The organism is Micromonospora sp. SL1-18 (genome assembly GCF_047921505.1).
GTDB lineage: Bacteria > Actinomycetota > Actinomycetes > Mycobacteriales > Micromonosporaceae > Micromonospora.
This window is the reverse complement of record NZ_JBLROA010000050.1, coordinates 1-17,592: the sequence shown is the minus strand read 5'-3', so window position 1 is coordinate 17,592 and position 17,592 is coordinate 1. Positions and strand designations below refer to the sequence as shown.

The window sequence follows — 17,592 nt, the reverse complement described above, 5'->3', positions numbered from 1 at the left end:
GAACGCGCCCATGAAGTGCAGGTTTCGACCCTCAGACGGCGCGTTCGTAGACCAGGAGGTGAACGCCGTCGCCGAAGGTTCGTACCGAGGCGAGCCGCAGGCGCTTCGTCTCGCTCGTGCCGTCGAACAGGCGCTTGCCCGCGCCGACGATGATCGGATACACGAAAAGGTGCAGGGCATCGACCAGGTCGTGCTCGATGAGCGCTTGAGACAGTTGCGGGCTACCGTGCACGAGGATGTCCCGGTCGTACTGCCCCTTGAGCCTGGTGACCTCTTCGACCAGATCGCCCTTGAGGACTGTCGTGTTTTTCCATTTCGGGTCGTTCAGCGTGGAAGAGACAACGTGCTTCGGCATCGCGTTGAATTTGTCGGCGAAATCGCCTTCGTATTGCGGCCAGGATGCCGCGAACAGTTCGTATGTGACGCGGCCGAGCAGTTGGGCGTCTGCGGCCATCGTCTCGTCTACCTTGAACTGGTCGCCGTCTTGGCCGCGGGAGAAGTGATCGGTCCAGCCCGTGCGTGCGAATTGTTCACTGCCGCTGGGGCCCTCCACGACTCCGTCAACGGATATGTATTCGGTCACTACCAGCCTGCCCATTTGATGTGCTCCTTTCAGTAGAGCGCGTGGATGTTGACAAGACGCCACGCGAAGCCGGGCGATCCGTCAGCGAGACCGTTGATGCGGTCGAGCGCATTGCCCGGCCAGCTCTGGCAGGACGTGAGCTCGATGTAGCTGTCCACCGGCGGAACTGTATTCGTCGCCCACCCTCTGGGGACAGGTGCGGCGGTCATCATGTCCGAGATTCTGGGAAACGTGTCCTGTTGGACCGCTTCACGCGCTCCTACGTGTGTATGAGCGGCGTGTGGTCGTCGTCGGCTATGACGGCATCGAGCTGGTGGACGTCTGACCGGGCCAGCGCGGCGCTTCAGGCTGCTCTCAGGATGAGAGTGGAAGTTTGCCGCGTATGACACTGAACACGCAAAGCGACCCGCTACGGGTCCGGCAGATGATGAACAAGGTTCCGCAAGTCACCGTCTACTTCTGGATCATCAAGGTGCTGTCGACGACAGTGGGCGAAACCGCAGCAGACTTTCTCAACGTCAACCTGCACCTCGGCCTGACGGGCACGACGCTGATCATGGGCGTCGGGCTGGCTGCCGTGCTGGTCTGGCAGTTCCGAGCGGCCCGGTATGTGGCGGGGATCTACTGGCTGGCGGTCGTGTTGATCAGCATTGTCGGCACGCTGATCACGGACAACCTGACCGATAACCTCGGCGTGCCGTTGGCGGTGAGCACCGCGGTGTTCGCCATGCTTCTCGTGGCCACCTTCGTTGTCTGGCACCGCAGCGAGGGGACGCTGTCGATCCACTCGATCGTCACCACGCGTCGGGAGGGCTTCTACTGGGCGGCGATTTTGTTCACCTTTGCGCTCGGAACTGCCGCCGGCGACCTGCTGGCGGAGGGTCTCGATCTGGGATACTGGCGCTCTGGGTTGATCTTCGTCGCGCTGATCGCCGTGGTGGCGTCCGCGTACGCCGGGTCGTGGATGAATCCGATCCTGGCGTTCTGGATCGCCTATGTGCTGACCCGCCCGCTCGGCGCGTCGCTGGGTGACTATCTCTCCCAGGCTCGCGACGACGGCGGTCTCGGTCTCGGCACCGTGCTCACCAGCGGATCCTTCCTGGTGGCGATCGTGGTCCTGATTCTCTACCTGAGCATGACAAAGCGGGACGTCCCCGTGCCGGTGGTTCCGGTGGACCGGAGGGCCGCGGTGCCACAGCGGTGAACGCGCGTCGAGGTACCCACGATGTCCGGGCCGGGTCGCCGGGTCATCCCGGAGGGATTATCGGAAGCGACGTCGACCCGCCGCGGATGGCGGGGCTTGGGACAGAAAGGCGGATCTGGTGCGACTACTCGTCGTCGAGGACGAAACGGCGCTTGCTGAGGTGCTCCGCGCCGGCCTGGCCGATGAGGGCTTCGCCGTCGACGTGCAGCACACCGGCTCGCATGGGCTGTGGGCGGCCAGCGAGTACGCCTACGACGTCGTCGTGCTGGACATCATGCTGCCCGGCCTCAGCGGCTACGAGGTGTGCCGACAGTTGCGGTCGCGGGGAATCTGGACGCCGGTGCTGATGCTCACCGCCAAGGAGGGCGAGTACGACCAGGCCGACGCCCTGGATCTCGGCGCCGACGACTACCTGACCAAGCCCTTCTCGTTCGTGGTTCTGGTGGCCCGGCTGCGGGCGTTGGTCCGTCGGGGCGCCCCCGCCCGCCCGGTGGTGATGACTGCGGGCGACCTGGCGGTGGATCCCGCGCGGCGGCTGGTCACCCGGGGCGGGCAGCCGGTCCGGGTGACCGCACGGGAGTTCGCGTTGCTGGAGTTTCTCGTCCGGCACCGCGGCGACGTGGTGTCCAAGGCCCAGATCATCGAGAACGTCTGGGACGCCCACTTTGACGGCGATCCCAACATCGTCGAGGTGTACATCGGCTACCTGCGCCGCAAGATCGACCAGCCGTTCGGCCGGGCGGCGATCCAGACGGAGCGCGGCATGGGATATCGGCTGGCGGCCGACGGTGGCTGACGGCACGACCGGCGAGAGCGCGCCGCCAGTCATCTCAGGACTCCCTCGGTGTCAGGGTGACCACGCTGCCGTGGTGGTGGGCACACGCGAGCCCCTCCGGGGGCTGGTCCGATGGGTGCGCCGGCGATTGGGAGTGCGCCTACGATCGGCGCTGGCCGCCGCGTTGGCGGTGGCGTTCGCCTTCGCCGTCGCGGCGGCGGCATTCGTCTACCTGGCCCGCGCGGATCTGATCGGCAACGTGGACGCGGCGGCGCGGCAACGGGCCGCCGAGGTGGCCTCGGCAGTGGCCGCCGGCGGCCAGGGCGCGATCGACCAGACGTTGAAGCCCAGTCCCGGGGAGCAGACCTTGGTGCAGGTCCTCGCCCCGTCCGGAAAGGTGGAGGCCGCCTCGGCGGCGCTCGTCGGCATCGCGCCGCTGTCCCCTCTGCGCCCCCAACCCGGCGAGGTGCTGCGGGAGCAACGGTTGCTGCCGTTCGCCGACGAGGACCCGTATCGGGTGGTCGCCGAGGGGGTGGTTACCGGCACTGGCGCCCGCACGGTGCTGGTGGCGCAGTCTCTGCGGCCGGTCAACGAGAGCACGGAGGCCGTCGCCGCGATCCTGGCCGTCGGGCTGCCGCCGATGCTGTTGGTGATCGGCGCGGCGGTGTTCCTGTTCGTTGGTCGGTCGTTGCACGCGGTCGAGGCGATCCGCGGCCGGGTCGCCGGCATCACCGCCCGCGACCTGCACGCCCGGGTGCCGGTGCCCGAAGCGCACGATGAGGTGGCGGCGCTGGCCGAGACGATGAACGGCATGCTCGACCGCTTGGAGACGGCGGCAGCGAGTCAACGGCGGTTCGTCGCCGACGCGAGCCACGAACTGCGCAGCCCGCTGGCCACCTTGCAGGCGGGACTGGACCGGCTGGCGATCGCGTCACTGCCCGGCGCCACTGCCGAACTGGTCGGGCTGCTGCACCGGGAGTCGGAGCGCCTCGGTCGCCTCGTCTCCGACCTCCTCCTGCTGGCGCGCATCGACGAGCGCGGTCCCATCCGGCGCCACGACGACGTCGATCTGGACGACCTCGCCTATACCGAGCGGGACCGGATCGCCACCCGTCGACCGGACCTGACCGTCCGTGCCCAGCTCGCCCCCGTACGGGTCAGCGGCGACGCGCACGACCTCGGCCGGGCCCTGCGCAACCTGGTCGACAACGCCGCCCGGCACGCACGCACCGAGGTGGTCCTGCGGGTGGCCGTCCGCGACGGGTGGGGTTGCGTTGACGTCGCCGACGACGGGCCGGGCGTTCCCGAGGAGCAGCGCGAGCGAATCTTCGACCGTTTTGTCCGGCTTGACGACAGCAGGTCCCGCGCAGACGGTGGCAGCGGCCTGGGCCTGCCGATCACCAAGGAGATCATCGCTGCGCACGGCGGAACCGTGCAGGTGTTGCCTGGCCCGGGAACGACCGTCCAGATCCTCCTGCCGCTCGACGGCGCCCCACCCCGCTGACTGGCCCGGCTTACCAGGCGTTTCAGGTGACGGCCCTTCTTCAGATCTCCCGTTTCGTCCACGACCAGAACCGCATCCGAGTCACCCAGTTGCTGCGCGACGAACACACGCACGTCCGCGCGGACCTGCCCGTCATCCCACTTCGCCCGGGCAAGCAGATCGCGCTCCTGGCCAACGCCCGCGACGCCGCCCGCGCCTACGGCAATCAGATCCGATCGACGCCCTGGGCGTCGTCCGTGCCGCACTCCGCCAAGACGGCGCTCGTCACGGGTGAGGGCTGAGCGCCGTCCCGGTGCTTTCGCGGGGAATCAGCCGGTGCGGCACGGTCTGTTCGCGCGGTGGCGGATCGGTGGCTGCCAGCCGGGCTGCAAGCAGGTCGACGGCGATCCGTGCGAGATCGGCCTTGTCCGGCGCCACCGTCGTCAGCGTCGGCACGGAGAACCGGCCGTCCTCGATGTCGTCGAACCCGACCACCGCGACGTCGTCCGGCACTCGCAGGCCGGCGTCGTGAAGCGCCCTCATCGCGCCCAGTGCCAGCGTGTCATTGAAGCAGACCACCGCGTCGGGGCGGGCTCCGGCGGCCAGCAGGGCGCGCATCGCCTCGGCGCCGTCGGCCCGGTGCCACGCCAGCGCCGGGACGATCAGCTCCTCGTCGCGGGCGAGGCCGGCGGCGCGCAGTGCCTCGCTGTAGCCGGCCAGCCGCAGCCGGGCGGTGGCGGCTTCGGCCGTGTGCTGGGCGCCGATCGCGGCGATGCGCCGGCGCCCCAGCGCCACGAGGTGTGCGGTGACGTCCTGCGCTGCGGCGACGTTGTCGATCGCGACGTGGTCGGCCTGGCCGTGGGTGACCCGTTCGCCGAGCAGGACCATGGGAGTGGTCGTGGCGCTGGCGTCGAGGTCGGCGCCGGCCAGCGCCAGGGGGCTGAGGATGAGCCCGTCGATCATGTGGTCGCGGATGCCCGATGCCACCAGCCGCTCCTGCTCCGGGTCACCGTTGGTCTGGTCGATCAGTACGGTCAAGTCGTGCCGCGCGGCGGCGCTGACCACGTGCTTGGCGAGCTCGGCGAAGTACGGGATGTCGAGCTCGGGCACGGCGAGCGCGATTATGCCGGTGCGGCCGCGGCGTAGGTTGCGGGCGCTGATGTTGGGCCGGTAGTCGAGCGCGGCGATGGCCTCCAGGACGCGGGCGCGGGTGTCGGGTCGCACGTGTATGTACCCGTTGACGACGTTCGACACGGTCTTTACCGATACCCCGGCCCGTTCGGCGACGTCCTTGAGCCTGTGCCGCACGGCCGCACCCTCTCTCTCCCGACGTTACGGATCGCACACTACCGGTTGTCGAGCTCTTTACAACGTTGCTTACAACGTTGTAAGAAGGCTGCACACGCTCGAAGGAAGGGCTGGGGTGGAAACGGCGCGAGTGAGCATCGATCCGGCATTTCGTATCGGGCCAGTCAGCCGGCGCATGTTTGGATCGTTCATCGAGCACATGGGTCGGTGCGTCTACGGCGGGGTGTACGAGCCGGGACACCCCACCGCAGATGAGGATGGCCTGCGGCGCGACGTCCTCGAGCTCACCCGTGAGCTGGGGGTGTCGGTGGTGCGCTACCCAGGCGGCAACTTCGTCTCGGGGTACCGCTGGGAGGACGGAGTGGGTCCGGCCGCCGACCGGCCGCGCCGTCTCGACCTGGCCTGGAAGACCATCGAGACGAACGCGTTCGGGCTTGACGAGTTCATGCGCTGGGCCCGCGCCGCCGACGTCGAGCCGATGATGGCCGTCAACCTCGGCACGCGGGGTGTGCAGGAGGCGTGCGACCTGCTCGAGTACGCGAACCATCCGGGCGGCACGCACTTCTCCGACCTGCGCCGTAAGTATGGAGCCGAGGAGCCGTACGGCATCCGGCTGTGGTGCCTGGGCAACGAGCTCGACGGTCCCTGGCAGGTCGGGCACAAGACGGCCGACGAGTACGGCCGGTTGGCGGCCAAGACTGCCCGCGCTATGAAGATGATCGATCCATCCGTGAGCCTTGTCGCATGCGGCAGCTCCAACCGGGGGATGCCCACGTTCGCCGCGTGGGAGGCCACCGTTCTGGAGCACACCTACGAACACGTCGACTACATTTCCGCGCACACCTACTACGACCCCTCGGACGGCGACCGGCCCAGCATCCTCGCCTCCGCCGTCGACATGGACGCCTTCATCCGGGAGGTCGTCGCCACCGCCGACCACGTCGCGGCCAAACAGCGGCACAAGCGCCGCCTCATGGTGTCCTTCGACGAGTGGAACGTCTGGTACCAGCAGCGCCTGCAAGCCGACTTGGGCCGGCGCGGCTGGGTCGAGGCGCCGGCGTTGATCGAGGACACCTTCACCGCCACCGACGCGGTCGTGGTCGGCGACCTGCTGGTCACGCTGTTGCGCCACGCCGACCGGGTCGGTGTGGCGTGCCAGGCCCAGTTGGTCAACGTGATCGCGCCGATTCGCACCATCAACGGCGGGCCGGCGCGGCGGCAGAGCATCTTCCATCCATTCGCGCTCAACGCGCGGTACGCCCGCGGCACGGTGCTGCGCACCGAACCGGTGGGGCCCTCGCACGACACCGCCCGCTACGGTGAGGTGTCCTCGGTGGACACCGTTGCCGTGTACGACGAGGAGACCGGAGGGCTCGTCGTCTTCGCGGTCAACCGCGGGGGTGACGACATTCGGCTCGACATCGATCTACGCGGCCTGCCGGGCCTCGCCGGCGCGGAGCACCTCGCTCTCGACGCCGGCACCGAACCCGACGCCGTGAACACCGCGGACGACCCGGACCGGGTCGTGCCCCGTGCACGGGAGCGGCCCTCGGTCGACGCCGGGCGGTCCGCCGTCCGGCTCCTGCCGGCCTCCTGGAATCTCATCCGCTATCACCTTCCCACCTCCGAGACTCCCTGAAGGAGGGCTCACATGACTGTCCAGCGCGCCGAGGTCAGCCGTCGTCGGCTGCTCGGTTTGGGCCTCGGCGTCGGAGCCGCCGCCGCCCTGGGCCTCGCCGGTTGCGGCGACGATGACCACCAGGGCGGCACCGCATCAGGCAACGGCGGCAAGACATACGACGGCCCGAAGGTTTCGCTCAACCTGTGGAACGGCTTCACCGGCGGTGACGGCGACATCTTCAAGAAGTTGGTCGACCAGTTCAACGGCGAGCATGCCAACATCGCGATCACCGTCGCCACCTACCGGTGGGAGGACTACTACGCGAAGCTGCCCGGCGCGGTGAACAGTGGCAACGGCCCCGATATCGCGGTCATGCACATGGACCAGCTCGCGACCTTCGCGGCTCGCAAGGTGATCCAGCCGGTCGACGACGTCGCCTCGGCCCTCGGGCTGACCGAGGCGGATTTCGCTCCGACGGTGTGGAAGGGCGGCCTGTACCAGGACAAGCGGTACGGTATCCCGCTGGACATGCACCCGGTGGGCTTCTACTACAACAAGACGCTGCTGCGGCAGGCCGGCCTGGATCCGGACAAGCCGCCGACGGACCGGTCCGAGCTGGAAGAGGCGCTGGCCGCCTTGAAGGGCAAGGGAATCCAGGGCTTCTGGATGAGCCCGTTCCAGTTCACCGGCGGCATGACCGGATACTCGCTGGTGTACCAGTTCGGCGGCTCGCTCTACAACGGGGACGCCACCAAAGCGACGTTCAACTCGCCGGAGGCGGTGGAGGCGGTCACCTGGTGCGTGAAGCTGGTCACCGACGGGCACTCACCGGCCAACGTCGGCCAGGACGCCGACTACCTCGCGCTCAAGAGCGGCAAGAACGCCTTCAACGTCAACGGGATCTGGCAGATCAACGATCTGAAGAAGAGCCCGGAGGTCCAGTGGGGCGTGGCGGCGATGCCGCAGATCGGGTCGAAGAAGTCCGTCTGGGCCAACTCACACAACTTCACGATCGTCCAGCAGCCGCGCGGTGCCGACGTCAACAAGGTCGCTGGCGCCAAGGTGTTCGTCAACTGGCTCAGCCAGCACTCGCTGGACTGGGCCGCCGGTGGCCAGGTGCCCGCGCGCCGTTCGGTGCTGGACGACCCGAAGTTCGCCGAGCTGACCGAGGTCAACACGCTGGCCACCGAACTTCCGGATGCCGCGTTCCCACCGGCCGCACCGGGCATCGGCGACGTGACGAACCTGTTCTACACCGCCTTCAACGAGGCCGTGCTGGGCAAGAAGTCACCGAAGCAGGCGCTGGACGACGGCGTCGCGAAGGCCGACAAGCTCCTCGAGGACAATCGCAAGAAGTACGGGAGCTGACAGACGATGGCCGCTCCGCCTGTGGCCGAACCGACCGTGACGGGGACGGCGCGGGTCGACGCGTCGCCCCCGGCAGCCCGGGTCATGCACGGCCGGGCGACCCCCTACCTGTTCCTGCTGCCGTACCTGCTCATCTTCGGGGTCTTCGGCCTGTTGCCGATCGTGCTCGGCGTGTGGCTCAGCCTCCACCAGTGGGACTTCCAACTGCCGAACAAGCCGTTCGTCGGCCTGGACAACTACGCGGAGCTGTTTTCGTCCGACTCGCTTGTGTACGGGGACTGGTGGGAGAGCATACAGGCCACCGTGATCTTCACCGTGGCGTCGGTACCGCTGCTGGTCGTGCTACCGCTCGGCATGGCGCTCCTGCTCAACCGGTCGTTCCCGGGACGGACGTTCTTCCGCGCCCTCTACTTCGCTCCGTACGTGCTCGGCGTGGCGGTCATCGGCCTGCTGTGGCGGTTCCTGCTCGACGCCAACCTTGGCTTCGTCAACCACCTCCTCGGCCTGTTCGGCCTGCCGTCGGACACCCCGTGGGTGACGGCCACGCCGTGGGCGTGGGTGTCCCTGGTGGGCGTCACGGTGTGGTGGACCTGCGGCTTCAACGCCGTCATCTACCTCGCCGGCCTGCAGGACATCCCGGCCGAGCTGTACGAGACGGCCGCTATGGACGGCGCGAGCACGTGGGACAAGTTTCGCAACGTGACGCTGCCGGGGCTGCGGCCGGTGCTGCTGTTCGTCGTCACCACGACGATCCTGGCCTCGGCCAACATGTTCGGCCAGTCCTACCTCATCACACAGGGCGCGCCCGGCAACGAGACCCGCACGGTTGTGTCGTACGTCGTCGAGCGGGGCCTCGCGCAGAACGACGCCGGCCGGGCGGCTGCGATGAGCATCACGTTGACCCTGATGCTGGTGCTCGTCAGCGTGGCCAACTTCCGGATCTTCCGGTACCGGGAGGACTGAATGAAGACAGAGAGGAGCCGAATCCCGCGCTACCTCGTCCTGGTCGCCCTCGCGGCCGTGTTCGTGGTTCCGCTGGTATGGATGGTGCTCACCTCGCTGAAGAGCTACTCGACGGCACAGCAGAGCCCGCCCACCTGGCTGCCGGACCCGGTCTCCACCTACGGCTACGACCGGCTCTTCCAGCCCGGCTCACAGAACCCGGTGCTGCTCTGGTTCGTCAACAGCATGCTCGCCGCGACCCTGCACGCCGCATTGGTGCTGGTGACGGCGTCGACGGCCGCGTACGCGTTGGCCCGCATGCGCTTCGTCGGCCGTCGAATGATCTTCGCCATGATCGTCGCAACGCTGTTCGTACCGCCCGCCACGCTCATCATCCCGGGCTTCCTCATCGCCGACACGCTGGACTGGCTGGACACCCTGGCCGTCGTGGTGGTGCCCAGCGCCGCCAGCGCGTTCGGCGTGTTCTTCCTGCGACAGTTCTTCCTGACGCTGCCGCGCGAGCTCGAGGAGGCCGCGATCCTCGACGGCGCGAACCAGTGGCAGGTGTTCCTGCGGGTGGTACTGCCGTTGTCCAGGCCCGCCCTGGCCACGCTCACGGTGCTGTCGTTCCTGAGCAACTGGAACGACTTCCTGTGGCCCATCTTCGTGTTGTTCAGCGCCGATCGGCTCACGCTGCCGGCCGGGCTGGGCCTGCTGCAGGGCGCCTACATCGCCGACTACCCGGTCATCATGGCCGGTGCCGTGCTGGCCAGCGTTCCCGCGCTGCTGCTGTTCGTCCTCGCCCAGCGGTACGTCATCGAAGGCGTCTCGCGCAGCGGGCTGAAGGGGTGAGCCGTGCACTGGCCGCAGCAGTCCTCGCCGTCCTCGTGTCGGGTGGGTGCGAGCCTTCCGACAAGACTCCCGCGGTGAGCACCTTCACCAACCCCGTGTACGCCGGCGACGCGGCCGATCCGCAGGCGTTCCGGATCGGCGACACGTGGTACCTGGTACACACCAACGCCGGCGGGCGCAACGTCCCGGTGCTGACCTCGCCCGACCTGGTCACCTGGACGCCTGCCGGCGACGCGCTGCCGAAGCTGCCGGCGTGGGCCGCCCCGGGCAGGACGTGGGCGCCCGAGGTGATCGCACTCGCCGCCGACCGGTACGTGATGTACCTGGAGTGACCTGGTCCGACGGCCGGCCGACCGTCAACGGACCGACTGCAGGACCTCAACGCCGTCCGTGACCGAGGAGCCCTCATGAAACCGTCCCACCGAATCGCCATCGTGGCCGCGATGCTCAGCATGATCGGCGTCGGCGTAGCGCCGCCGGCGAGCGCCCAACCCGGGCAACCGGCAAACCAGCCCGCCACCTACGTCAACCCGGTCTCCGCCCCCGCGGCGGACACGTTTGCCGATCCGGCCGTGATCCGCGACGACGACGGATCCTGGTACGCCTTCGGCACCAGCGACCCGCTCAAGTCCGGCGAGACTACCCACCGGATGCTCCCGATCCTCCGCTCGGACGACCTCGTGAGCTGGACGTACGCCGGTGACGCGTTCTCCGCCGTCACCCGACCGGCGTGGGCCACGCCGACCGCTGGCCTGTGGGCGCCGGACATCCGGCGGATCGGCGACCGCTACGTCCTCTACTACACCGTCACCGACACCACGCTCAATGCCGGCGCCGACTCGGCGATCGGCGTCGCGACCGCGCCTACACCGCTCGGACCATGGACCGACAGCGGCGGTCCCATCGTCGGACCGCGCCCCGCGCCAAACGGCGGCTTCCTGTGGACATTCGACCCGGCCCATCTCGTCGACGCCGAGGGCCGACAGTGGCTCTACTACGGTTCCTACTTCGGCGGCGTCTTCACCGTGCCGCTCACGGCCGACGGACTCCGGACCGCCGGTACACCCACCCAGGTCACGATCGACAACCGCTACGAGGGTGCCTACGTCATCCGTCGTGACGGCTGGTACTACCTGTTCGGATCGGCGGCCAACTGCTGCGCCGGTCCGACCACCGGATACAGCGTGTTCGCGGGCCGCTCCCGCAACCCCGCCGGTCCGTTCGTGGACCGTGCCGGCGTGTCGCTGCTGACCTCACGGGTCGGCGGCACCCCGGTTATCCAGCCCAACGGCAACCGATGGATCGGCACCGGGCACAACGCGGTCGTCACCGATCTGGCCGGTCAGGACTGGCTCGTGTACCACGCGATCGACCGCAACGTGCCCCACCTCAACGAGCCGTACGGCATCAACCGCCGACCGATGCTCATCGACCGGCTGGACTGGCAGCACGGCTGGCCGACCGTCCGCAACGGGCGGTGGGCCTCCGACACGCCGCAGCCCGCGCCCGTCACGCGCCGGCACCAGGGTAGCGGCGGCGCGGAGCCGCCGGCGCACGATCCGCAACCGGGCGGGCTAATCCGGTCGGCGTCCGACGAGTTCGACGGTTCGACGCTCAGCTCCAGTTGGAGCTGGGTCCGGGAGGACCTGAACGCAACAGTCGGCGGCGGCGCGCTGCGGTGGCCGACGCAGGCCGCCGACCTGGTGGGCACCGGCAACACCGCGTCGGTTCTGGTCCATGACGCACCGGCCGGCGACTACATCGTGGAGACCAAGCTCAGCATCGATCTGGGCGTCGATACGGTGCGGAACTTCCAGCAGGCCGGCCTGATCGTGTACGCCGCCGACGACAACTTCGCTCGGCTGAGCCACGTAGCCATCTGGAACACCCGCCAGATCGAGTTCGGCCGCGAGATTCCGTACGCTGGGCGGCTTTCGTACGGCGGCATGGTCGAAGGCCCGCCCGCGGACACGACCTGGCTTCGCCTGGCGCACACCGTCGTTGGGAGCGAGCACCGGTATCGGGCCGGCTACAGCACCGACGGCCAGCACTGGGTATGGGGCGGTGTGTGGACGTTCGACACCGGTACGGCGCCTCGGATCGGGCTGATCTCGCACGGCGGCAGCGATCCGCAGGCAGTGGCGGAATTCGACTACTTCCGCGTGTACCGCTGATACTCGAGCCGTTGTCGGGGAGCGTGGTGCCGACGGTGCGATGACGCCGAGGCTCGCCACCCAGCGATGAGCGACGAGCCTCGGCGTGGTGCGGTCAGTCGACCCTTCAGCAGTGCTCGCGCGGGTGTGCTCGCGTCACCAGAGAGGTCGATCCGTATGACCCGTCGAGCCAGACGGCACCCTGTGCCGGTGTCGGCGTTGACCATGAAGTGCACACCGGTGGCACAGGTCATCGGGCGGATCGACGAGCCGTTGATCGCGATCTGGTTGATGCTCGGTGGGGCGTCGCCCGGCCAGTCCTCGAATGTCACGGCCGCGTCGGTGGCGTCGTAGTCACCGAGCATGGGCGCGTCGGCGCTCTCTTCGTCGATGAGCTGTGCCGGCTCTGATCCGTCGAGGTTCATGCTCCACAGGCCGGCGGCCAGATTGGGATGCTGGTCCACCCCGATCACGAGCCTCTTGGCCGTGAGCAGTGGCGCATAGAGTCGGGCGCTGGTGTGTCCGTCCGCGGTCAGGATCTCCGGCAGATTGGTGTCCTTGCCGGTGGCGAGATCCCGAACGGTGATCGTGAGGTGGTAGCGATCCTGCTTCGGCTCGCTGAACAGGTAGTACAGCTTGCCATCCTTGACACTCCCGAAGCCGCGCAGGTCATCACGGACGGCGTCGGCGTCCCACACCGCCCGGTACAGCAGCCGCTGCATCGCGTCCGGACGGGCGTGCCCGGCCTGCTCCGCCAGCTGCCAGCACGTCTTCGCCTCAAGATCGGCCAGCAGCCCCGTCACGAACGCCGCCGCCGCACGGCGAGGCTCCACCCGCCCGAACCGGCCCGCGAAGCACTCCAGCACCCCGGCCAGCACACGCTCCCACCGGCCAACCGATACGCTGTGACACGCGGCCACCGCAAGATCTGATGTTGTGTCCACAACGCACAGACGATCACGCGGTGGCCGTCTCGCGTCCACCCCGGTTCAGCAGCAAGATCTCAAACGGCGGCTGCCGTATTAGCTGACCAGAGACGCTGATAGCTGGTCTGGCGACGGGATAGGCGCGGGCTCCGTTCGCATCGTCGACACCGGAACAGCCGGTACAGCACGACATTTGTCGTAACTGAGAAGAGCTCCTTCGCTACGGATGGTCATTGACCCGCTCGATCAATATCGATCACGCTGTATCAACCATGTGTCTCTGGAGCTGACGGAGGTGGGGACATGGGAGTTGTGCGGCGATGGCTAGCCGTCGGAACTGTTGTCGGGGTGGTGATCATGAGTGCGCCCGCCTCGGCGAGCGCTACGGCCGACACACCCGGGATCGTGATCGAAAACGGTGTGACCCAACCGGTCTTCTCATACGGCGAGGCGGTCCAGGAGGTCGTCTACGTCGAGGCTCCGATGGACAGTGACGCCGACGGCCGCCGGGATCTGATCGAGGTCGACGTGATCCGGCCAGCGGAGACCGAGGCGGGCCTGCGGGTGCCCACCATCATGGAGGCCAGCCCGTACTACGGCCGGGACCCCGGTGACCCGCTGCCAGACAAGACCCGCGGATTCCCCGGCTGGTGGGACGACTACTTCGTCCCCCGGGGCTACGCCGTCGTCCAAGTGGAGATGCAGGGCACCTCGCGGTCCTTCGGCTGCCCGACCACCGGCGGGCCCGAGGACACGATCAGCATCAAGGCGGTTGTCGACTGGCTCAACGGTCGCGCGCCGGGCTTCCACCCCGACGGCAGCACGGCGGTCGCTGACTGGAGCACCGGGAACGTGGGGATGCAGGGCGTGTCCTACGTCGGCACCCTGCCCAACGCGGTCGCCACCCAGGGCGTACCCGGCCTGCGGACCGTGGTACCGATCTCCGCGATCTCCAGCTGGTACCGGTACGTGAACGACCAGGGGATCGCCTGGTCGACCTGGAGCGAGAACGTCAACTTCCGATACACCGAGTACCTCGCCGACTACGTCTCCGTCGGCCGGACGCTACCGGGTTCCGTGTCTTCACCGGCCTGCGAGTCGGTCATCACCGGGCTCGGCGACGCCGAGCAGGCCAGCGCCTCCGACTTCACCCCGTTCTGGCAGGAGCGGAACTACCTGCCAGACGCCAACAAGATCAAAACGGGCGGAACGTCCGTGTTCATGGTGCACGGCCTCACCGATTTCAACGTCAAGACCATGCACTTCGCCGATCTGTGGCGTGAGGTCGAGAAGCGCCAGATGCCGCGCAAGATCTGGCTCCACCGCGGCGCGCACGTGAACCCGACCAGCTTCCGGCTCACCGAGTGGCAGGCGGTCATGCACAGGTGGATGGACCACTGGCTGTACGACATCCCCAACGGGATCATGGACGAGCCGATGGCGGACATCCAGCGTCCCGACGGCACCTGGGAAACCCACTCGACCTGGCCGGACGCCGCCGCCGAGAAGGTGGACCTGCGCTTCGGTCCGACGACAGCCGACGCGGCGGGCACCCTCTCGCTCAACACGCCGAAGGACAACCCCTCGCAGAGCTTCGTCGACCAGATCGAGTCGCAGGCAGTCAAGATCGGTAACGCCGAGCAGACCAAGCCCGGCCGGCTCGCGTACGTGACCCCTCCGCTCGCTGCGGACGTACGCCTCTCCGGCACGCCGGAGCTGGCCGTCCGGATGTCGACGACGGCCGAGACGGCGCTGCTGTCGGCCCTCCTCGTCGACTACGGCGCGGGGCCGACCGTCACCGTGGCGGGCAAGGACCCGCTGGAGGTGGTGCAGGAGTCCTGCGAGCCCGAGGACCTGGCCGGCCGGACCGGGTGCGCCGAGCCGATGGAGGCGAGCGTTGCGATCACACCGGAGCGCGTTCTGGCCTGGGGCCACATCGACGTGAAGAACTCGCCCGACCTTCGGCGGAGCCACGCGCTGACGCCGGGCGAGGAGTACAACGTGCGGTGGAAGACCCTCCCGTCCGAGCACGTCATCCCGGCCGGACACCGGATCGGCGTCGTCATCACCGGCAACTACAACGCGAACCCGACGTCCAACCGCCCGGCGCGCGACGCGGCCGCGGTGGGCAGCCAGGTCACCGTGTACCTGAATGGCAGTGCCCTGACGCTTCCCGTCGTGGGGGGCACGAACCGCCTGGGCTTCTGACCAGGAAGCCCCGTTGTTGACTGCCTGAACGAGCGGACGGTCCCTCACCGGGGCTTGTAACCGAGGTGAGGGACCGCCCGCCAGGTGACACGTCAGGCTGCCTCCGGCCGCCCAGCTCGCGCGGCAACGGTCCGCCCGCGTTCCGATCCCGGAAAGCGGTCGAGCATGACGCACAGCACGTCGGCGCTCACGTCGGCGCCGGACAACTCGCTGGCCGCTATCGCCGACGAGAGAAAGACCGACAACCAGTATCGTGCATCATCTCCAGGGACGGATGAAAGCCGTAGGCGTCGGCACAGGTCCACCGCCTGCGGGCATGCCCAGGCATCGATCCCTGATCTCGCTACTCGTCTATTAGGGCAGGCCGAGCAGGTCGCTGGGCGACCCCGCCGCCTCTCCGAGTCGGGCTGCCAAACGCGGGGTGGTGTCTGTGGAGCGCCCGGTGGTGCTGGACGCGGTCCAGGAGGTTCGACGACACTCATGATGTGCGCTCGGGGACGCGGATTCGACTCACAGTGCTGGCCGTCTGCATCGTGGTCGCCGCCGCTGTTGGCCTATGGCAGGGCTGGAGGAGTGTGACTGTCGGCCCACCCGGGCCGCCTCCGGTGTGTCAACTCATCCGACCCGAGGTCTTCGACCTTCTCGTGCCCGTGCACGGGCCGCTGCAGAGCGAGGGCGAGGAGGGGAGCCAGCCCGGCACCCGCTCGAACACCTGTATGACCGAGAGCACGTCCACCAAAGACGACGCATGGGCCTCGCTGTGGGTGGCGTTGGTCCGCTGCGGCCGGCACGATGGCCAGGGCCCGCGATGCATTGAGCGAGACGGGGCGCTGCTGACTGTTGTCAACCGGGCCAGCCACCGAGTCGCGCTCGGCGACCGCGCTGTCTACCTCGTTTCGGGCAACCCCGTCACCGGGCAGGTCATCAACTTCACTGCCTGCCTTGGCACCTATCTCGTCTATGTCCGGTACGAGGCTCGCGGTGCTACCGAGGCAGCGATCGTCGAGTCGGCCACCACCGTCGCCCAGGAGGTTCTGTCATGGCTGTGATGTGGCCGCTTTGGACAGGAGATCTCAAGAGCGGCCTGCCATCGCGCCGTCCCGCCGACCGGCGAGTGCTTCTCCGTAACTGGCTGTTCGGCCTGGCAGCGGTGTCGCTCGTCGTCGCCGTGGGCCTTGTCGGCTGGCAATTCGCCCGGCTCGCGGCGCCCACCGTCGTGCGATGGCAGATCAGTGTCATCGATGCGAACAGTGACGCGCCGCCCCGGCCCCACCTGCCTGCGTCGCCGTTCGCGCGATGACGCCGCCGTGCGGGAACGGTTCGCTCGGTTCACCTGACACCTGCGCTCTGGCCGGACGTGATGCTCGCCGATCCTCTCGCCACCACAGGTGGGCGGCGCGGGTCACGCCGGGACCGGCCGGCACCGGGTAGGTGTCGGCCGACTCGACGGTGCGTGACCACCTCCGGCAGCACCACGGCTGCTGTGGGGATGGTGGGTCCGCCACCCGGGCTACGGGTCGCGATGATGGCAGCCGCGACCAGGTCACGGTGCCCAGAAAACTCGCAGCCCGGGCAGGACACGCCCACGGGGTTTCGGCACCCGCCGCAGACAGGCAGGATAGGTCGAGGAGGTGCTGCGCTCGCCAACGGGGTCGACGGTGATGCCCGCCCTGGGCGGCCTTGTCTTTCGGCGGGCCGGCGAGGTACTACGCCTGGATGAGGCCGAGTTGCTGCAGTTGTGAGTAGAGGTCGACGACTCCCCACATGTCGGTGACCTGGCCGTCGGCGAAGCGGGCGATGAAGATCTCGTTGTAAGTAACGGATTTGCCGGTCGGAGGCATGCCCCGGTATTCACCGGAGTTGGTCCCGGTGACCGTCTGCCGAGCGACGATCTTGTCTCCTTCGGCGAGCAGGTCCTCGAGCGTTACGTGAATATCGGGGAACGCGCGCAGGAGGATCTCCCATACGCGCTTTTGTGCCTGCACCGCGGTCACGTCGGTCCGCTCCGCCGTGTGGAACCGCCCCTCCGGGTGAATGAAGTCGTCGATCGCCTTCGAGATGACCTCCAGGTCGCCGCTGTTGATGGCGTCATGGAAGCGGTGGTACGTCTCCTTGTTTCGTACTTCCTGGGCTGTTGGCATGTCGCCCCTGCTTCCTACTAGCTGCTCA

17 protein-coding genes and 1 pseudogene are annotated in these 17,592 nt (G+C 68.2%); 12 read left to right on the top strand and 6 right to left on the bottom strand.

Annotated features, from left to right (window positions below; translation table 11 throughout):
• Positions 1-31: 31 nt before the first annotated feature.
• Both ACNAW0_RS21845 and ACNAW0_RS21840 read right to left on the bottom strand, forming a co-directional pair.
• On the bottom strand, positions 32-598 hold the full coding sequence (locus ACNAW0_RS21845) for a dihydrofolate reductase family protein (RefSeq protein WP_416289810.1): 567 nt from the start codon (positions 596-598) through the stop codon (positions 32-34).
• 14 nt (positions 599-612) lie between these two features.
• Positions 613-741 (bottom strand): hypothetical protein, encoded by a 129-nt coding sequence (locus tag ACNAW0_RS21840; RefSeq protein WP_416289809.1) that lies wholly within the window; start codon positions 739-741, stop codon positions 613-615.
• Positions 742-965: 224 nt separating this feature from the next.
• On the opposite strand from ACNAW0_RS21840, the gene ACNAW0_RS21835 reads away from it, so the two are divergent.
• The 3 genes from ACNAW0_RS21835 (at position 966) to ACNAW0_RS21825 (ending at position 4,066) form a co-directional block, all read left to right on the top strand.
• Positions 966-1,787: a hypothetical protein gene (locus ACNAW0_RS21835; protein ID WP_416289808.1), complete on the top strand. Its 822-nt coding sequence runs from the start codon at positions 966-968 to the stop codon at positions 1,785-1,787.
• Positions 1,788-1,905: 118 nt separating this feature from the next.
• Complete coding sequence (locus ACNAW0_RS21830; RefSeq protein ID WP_416289807.1) at positions 1,906-2,583, top strand: response regulator transcription factor; 678 nt, start codon at positions 1,906-1,908, stop codon at positions 2,581-2,583.
• A 133-nt stretch (positions 2,584-2,716) separates the two neighbouring features.
• Positions 2,717-4,066 carry a sensor histidine kinase gene (locus ACNAW0_RS21825; protein ID WP_416289806.1) on the top strand — a complete coding sequence of 450 codons (1,350 nt, stop codon included), beginning with the start codon at positions 2,717-2,719 and terminating at the stop codon, positions 4,064-4,066.
• Positions 4,067-4,098: 32 nt separating this feature from the next.
• On the opposite strand, the pseudogene ACNAW0_RS21820 reads toward ACNAW0_RS21825, so the two are convergent.
• Positions 4,099-4,224: pseudogene (locus ACNAW0_RS21820) on the bottom strand (IS701 family transposase); the annotation flags it as partial.
• A 106-nt stretch (positions 4,225-4,330) separates the two neighbouring features.
• Entirely contained in the window at positions 4,331-5,353 is a 1,023-nt protein-coding gene (locus ACNAW0_RS21815; protein ID WP_416289805.1) for a LacI family DNA-binding transcriptional regulator, read from the bottom strand.
• A gap of 175 nt (positions 5,354-5,528) precedes the next feature.
• Here ACNAW0_RS21815 and ACNAW0_RS21810 point away from each other — a divergent pair, with 175 nt between their 5' ends.
• The 6 genes from ACNAW0_RS21810 (at position 5,529) to ACNAW0_RS21785 (ending at position 12,310) form a co-directional block, all read left to right on the top strand.
• Positions 5,529-6,992 (top strand): alpha-N-arabinofuranosidase, encoded by a 1,464-nt coding sequence (locus ACNAW0_RS21810; protein WP_416289804.1) that lies wholly within the window; start codon positions 5,529-5,531, stop codon positions 6,990-6,992.
• Positions 6,993-7,004: 12 nt separating this feature from the next.
• Entirely contained in the window at positions 7,005-8,342 is a 1,338-nt protein-coding gene (locus ACNAW0_RS21805) for an ABC transporter substrate-binding protein (protein ID WP_416289803.1), read from the top strand.
• 6 nt (positions 8,343-8,348) lie between these two features.
• Positions 8,349-9,305 carry a carbohydrate ABC transporter permease gene (locus ACNAW0_RS21800; RefSeq protein ID WP_416289802.1) on the top strand — a complete coding sequence of 319 codons (957 nt, stop codon included), beginning with the start codon at positions 8,349-8,351 and terminating at the stop codon, positions 9,303-9,305.
• Positions 9,306-10,136 carry a carbohydrate ABC transporter permease gene (locus tag ACNAW0_RS21795; RefSeq protein ID WP_416289801.1) on the top strand — a complete coding sequence of 277 codons (831 nt, stop codon included), beginning with the start codon at positions 9,306-9,308 and terminating at the stop codon, positions 10,134-10,136.
• A 74-nt stretch (positions 10,137-10,210) separates the two neighbouring features.
• Entirely contained in the window at positions 10,211-10,468 is a 258-nt protein-coding gene (locus ACNAW0_RS21790; RefSeq protein WP_416289800.1) for a family 43 glycosylhydrolase, read from the top strand.
• 75 nt (positions 10,469-10,543) lie between these two features.
• The gene (locus ACNAW0_RS21785) at positions 10,544-12,310 is read left to right on the top strand and encodes a family 43 glycosylhydrolase (RefSeq protein WP_416289799.1); all 1,767 of its coding nucleotides are present in this window, start codon (positions 10,544-10,546) and stop codon (positions 12,308-12,310) included.
• Here the strand turns inward: ACNAW0_RS21785 and ACNAW0_RS21780 are convergent.
• Positions 12,289-13,167 carry a transposase gene (locus ACNAW0_RS21780; RefSeq protein ID WP_416289798.1) on the bottom strand — a complete coding sequence of 293 codons (879 nt, stop codon included), beginning with the start codon at positions 13,165-13,167 and terminating at the stop codon, positions 12,289-12,291. The two genes, ACNAW0_RS21785 and ACNAW0_RS21780, sit on opposite strands and share 22 nt — an antisense overlap.
• A gap of 405 nt (positions 13,168-13,572) precedes the next feature.
• On the opposite strand from ACNAW0_RS21780, the gene ACNAW0_RS21775 reads away from it, so the two are divergent.
• The 3 genes from ACNAW0_RS21775 (at position 13,573) to ACNAW0_RS21765 (ending at position 16,723) form a co-directional block, all read left to right on the top strand.
• Entirely contained in the window at positions 13,573-15,423 is a 1,851-nt protein-coding gene (locus ACNAW0_RS21775) for a CocE/NonD family hydrolase (RefSeq protein WP_416289797.1), read from the top strand.
• A 716-nt stretch (positions 15,424-16,139) separates the two neighbouring features.
• Complete coding sequence (locus tag ACNAW0_RS21770; RefSeq protein WP_416289796.1) at positions 16,140-16,472, top strand: hypothetical protein; 333 nt, start codon at positions 16,140-16,142, stop codon at positions 16,470-16,472.
• Positions 16,463-16,723, top strand: coding sequence for a hypothetical protein (locus ACNAW0_RS21765; RefSeq protein WP_416289795.1), 261 nt, complete (start codon positions 16,463-16,465; stop codon positions 16,721-16,723). The genes ACNAW0_RS21770 and ACNAW0_RS21765 overlap by 10 nt, the downstream gene beginning before the upstream one ends.
• A gap of 406 nt (positions 16,724-17,129) precedes the next feature.
• Here ACNAW0_RS21765 and ACNAW0_RS21760 read toward each other — a convergent pair.
• On the bottom strand, positions 17,130-17,592 hold a 463-nt coding region (locus ACNAW0_RS21760; RefSeq protein ID WP_416289793.1), incomplete at its 5' end, for an ester cyclase.

Excerpts from the sequence above, each read along its gene's own strand:
- ACNAW0_RS21845 (WP_416289810.1), bottom strand. The coding sequence starts at position 598 with ATGGGCAGGCTGGTAGTGACCGAATACATATCCGTTGACGGAGTCGTG.
- ACNAW0_RS21835 (WP_416289808.1), top strand. The coding sequence starts at position 966 with ATGACACTGAACACGCAAAGCGACCCGCTACGGGTCCGGCAGATGATG.
- ACNAW0_RS21810 (WP_416289804.1), top strand. The coding sequence starts at position 5,529 with ATGTTTGGATCGTTCATCGAGCACATGGGTCGGTGCGTCTACGGCGGG.
- ACNAW0_RS21805 (WP_416289803.1), top strand. The coding sequence starts at position 7,005 with ATGACTGTCCAGCGCGCCGAGGTCAGCCGTCGTCGGCTGCTCGGTTTG.
- ACNAW0_RS21800 (WP_416289802.1), top strand. The coding sequence starts at position 8,349 with ATGGCCGCTCCGCCTGTGGCCGAACCGACCGTGACGGGGACGGCGCGG.
- ACNAW0_RS21795 (WP_416289801.1), top strand. The coding sequence starts at position 9,306 with ATGAAGACAGAGAGGAGCCGAATCCCGCGCTACCTCGTCCTGGTCGCC.
- ACNAW0_RS21785 (WP_416289799.1), top strand. The coding sequence starts at position 10,544 with ATGAAACCGTCCCACCGAATCGCCATCGTGGCCGCGATGCTCAGCATG.
- ACNAW0_RS21775 (WP_416289797.1), top strand. The coding sequence starts at position 13,573 with ATGAGTGCGCCCGCCTCGGCGAGCGCTACGGCCGACACACCCGGGATC.
- ACNAW0_RS21770 (WP_416289796.1), top strand. The coding sequence starts at position 16,140 with ATGACCGAGAGCACGTCCACCAAAGACGACGCATGGGCCTCGCTGTGG.
- ACNAW0_RS21765 (WP_416289795.1), top strand. The coding sequence starts at position 16,463 with ATGGCTGTGATGTGGCCGCTTTGGACAGGAGATCTCAAGAGCGGCCTG.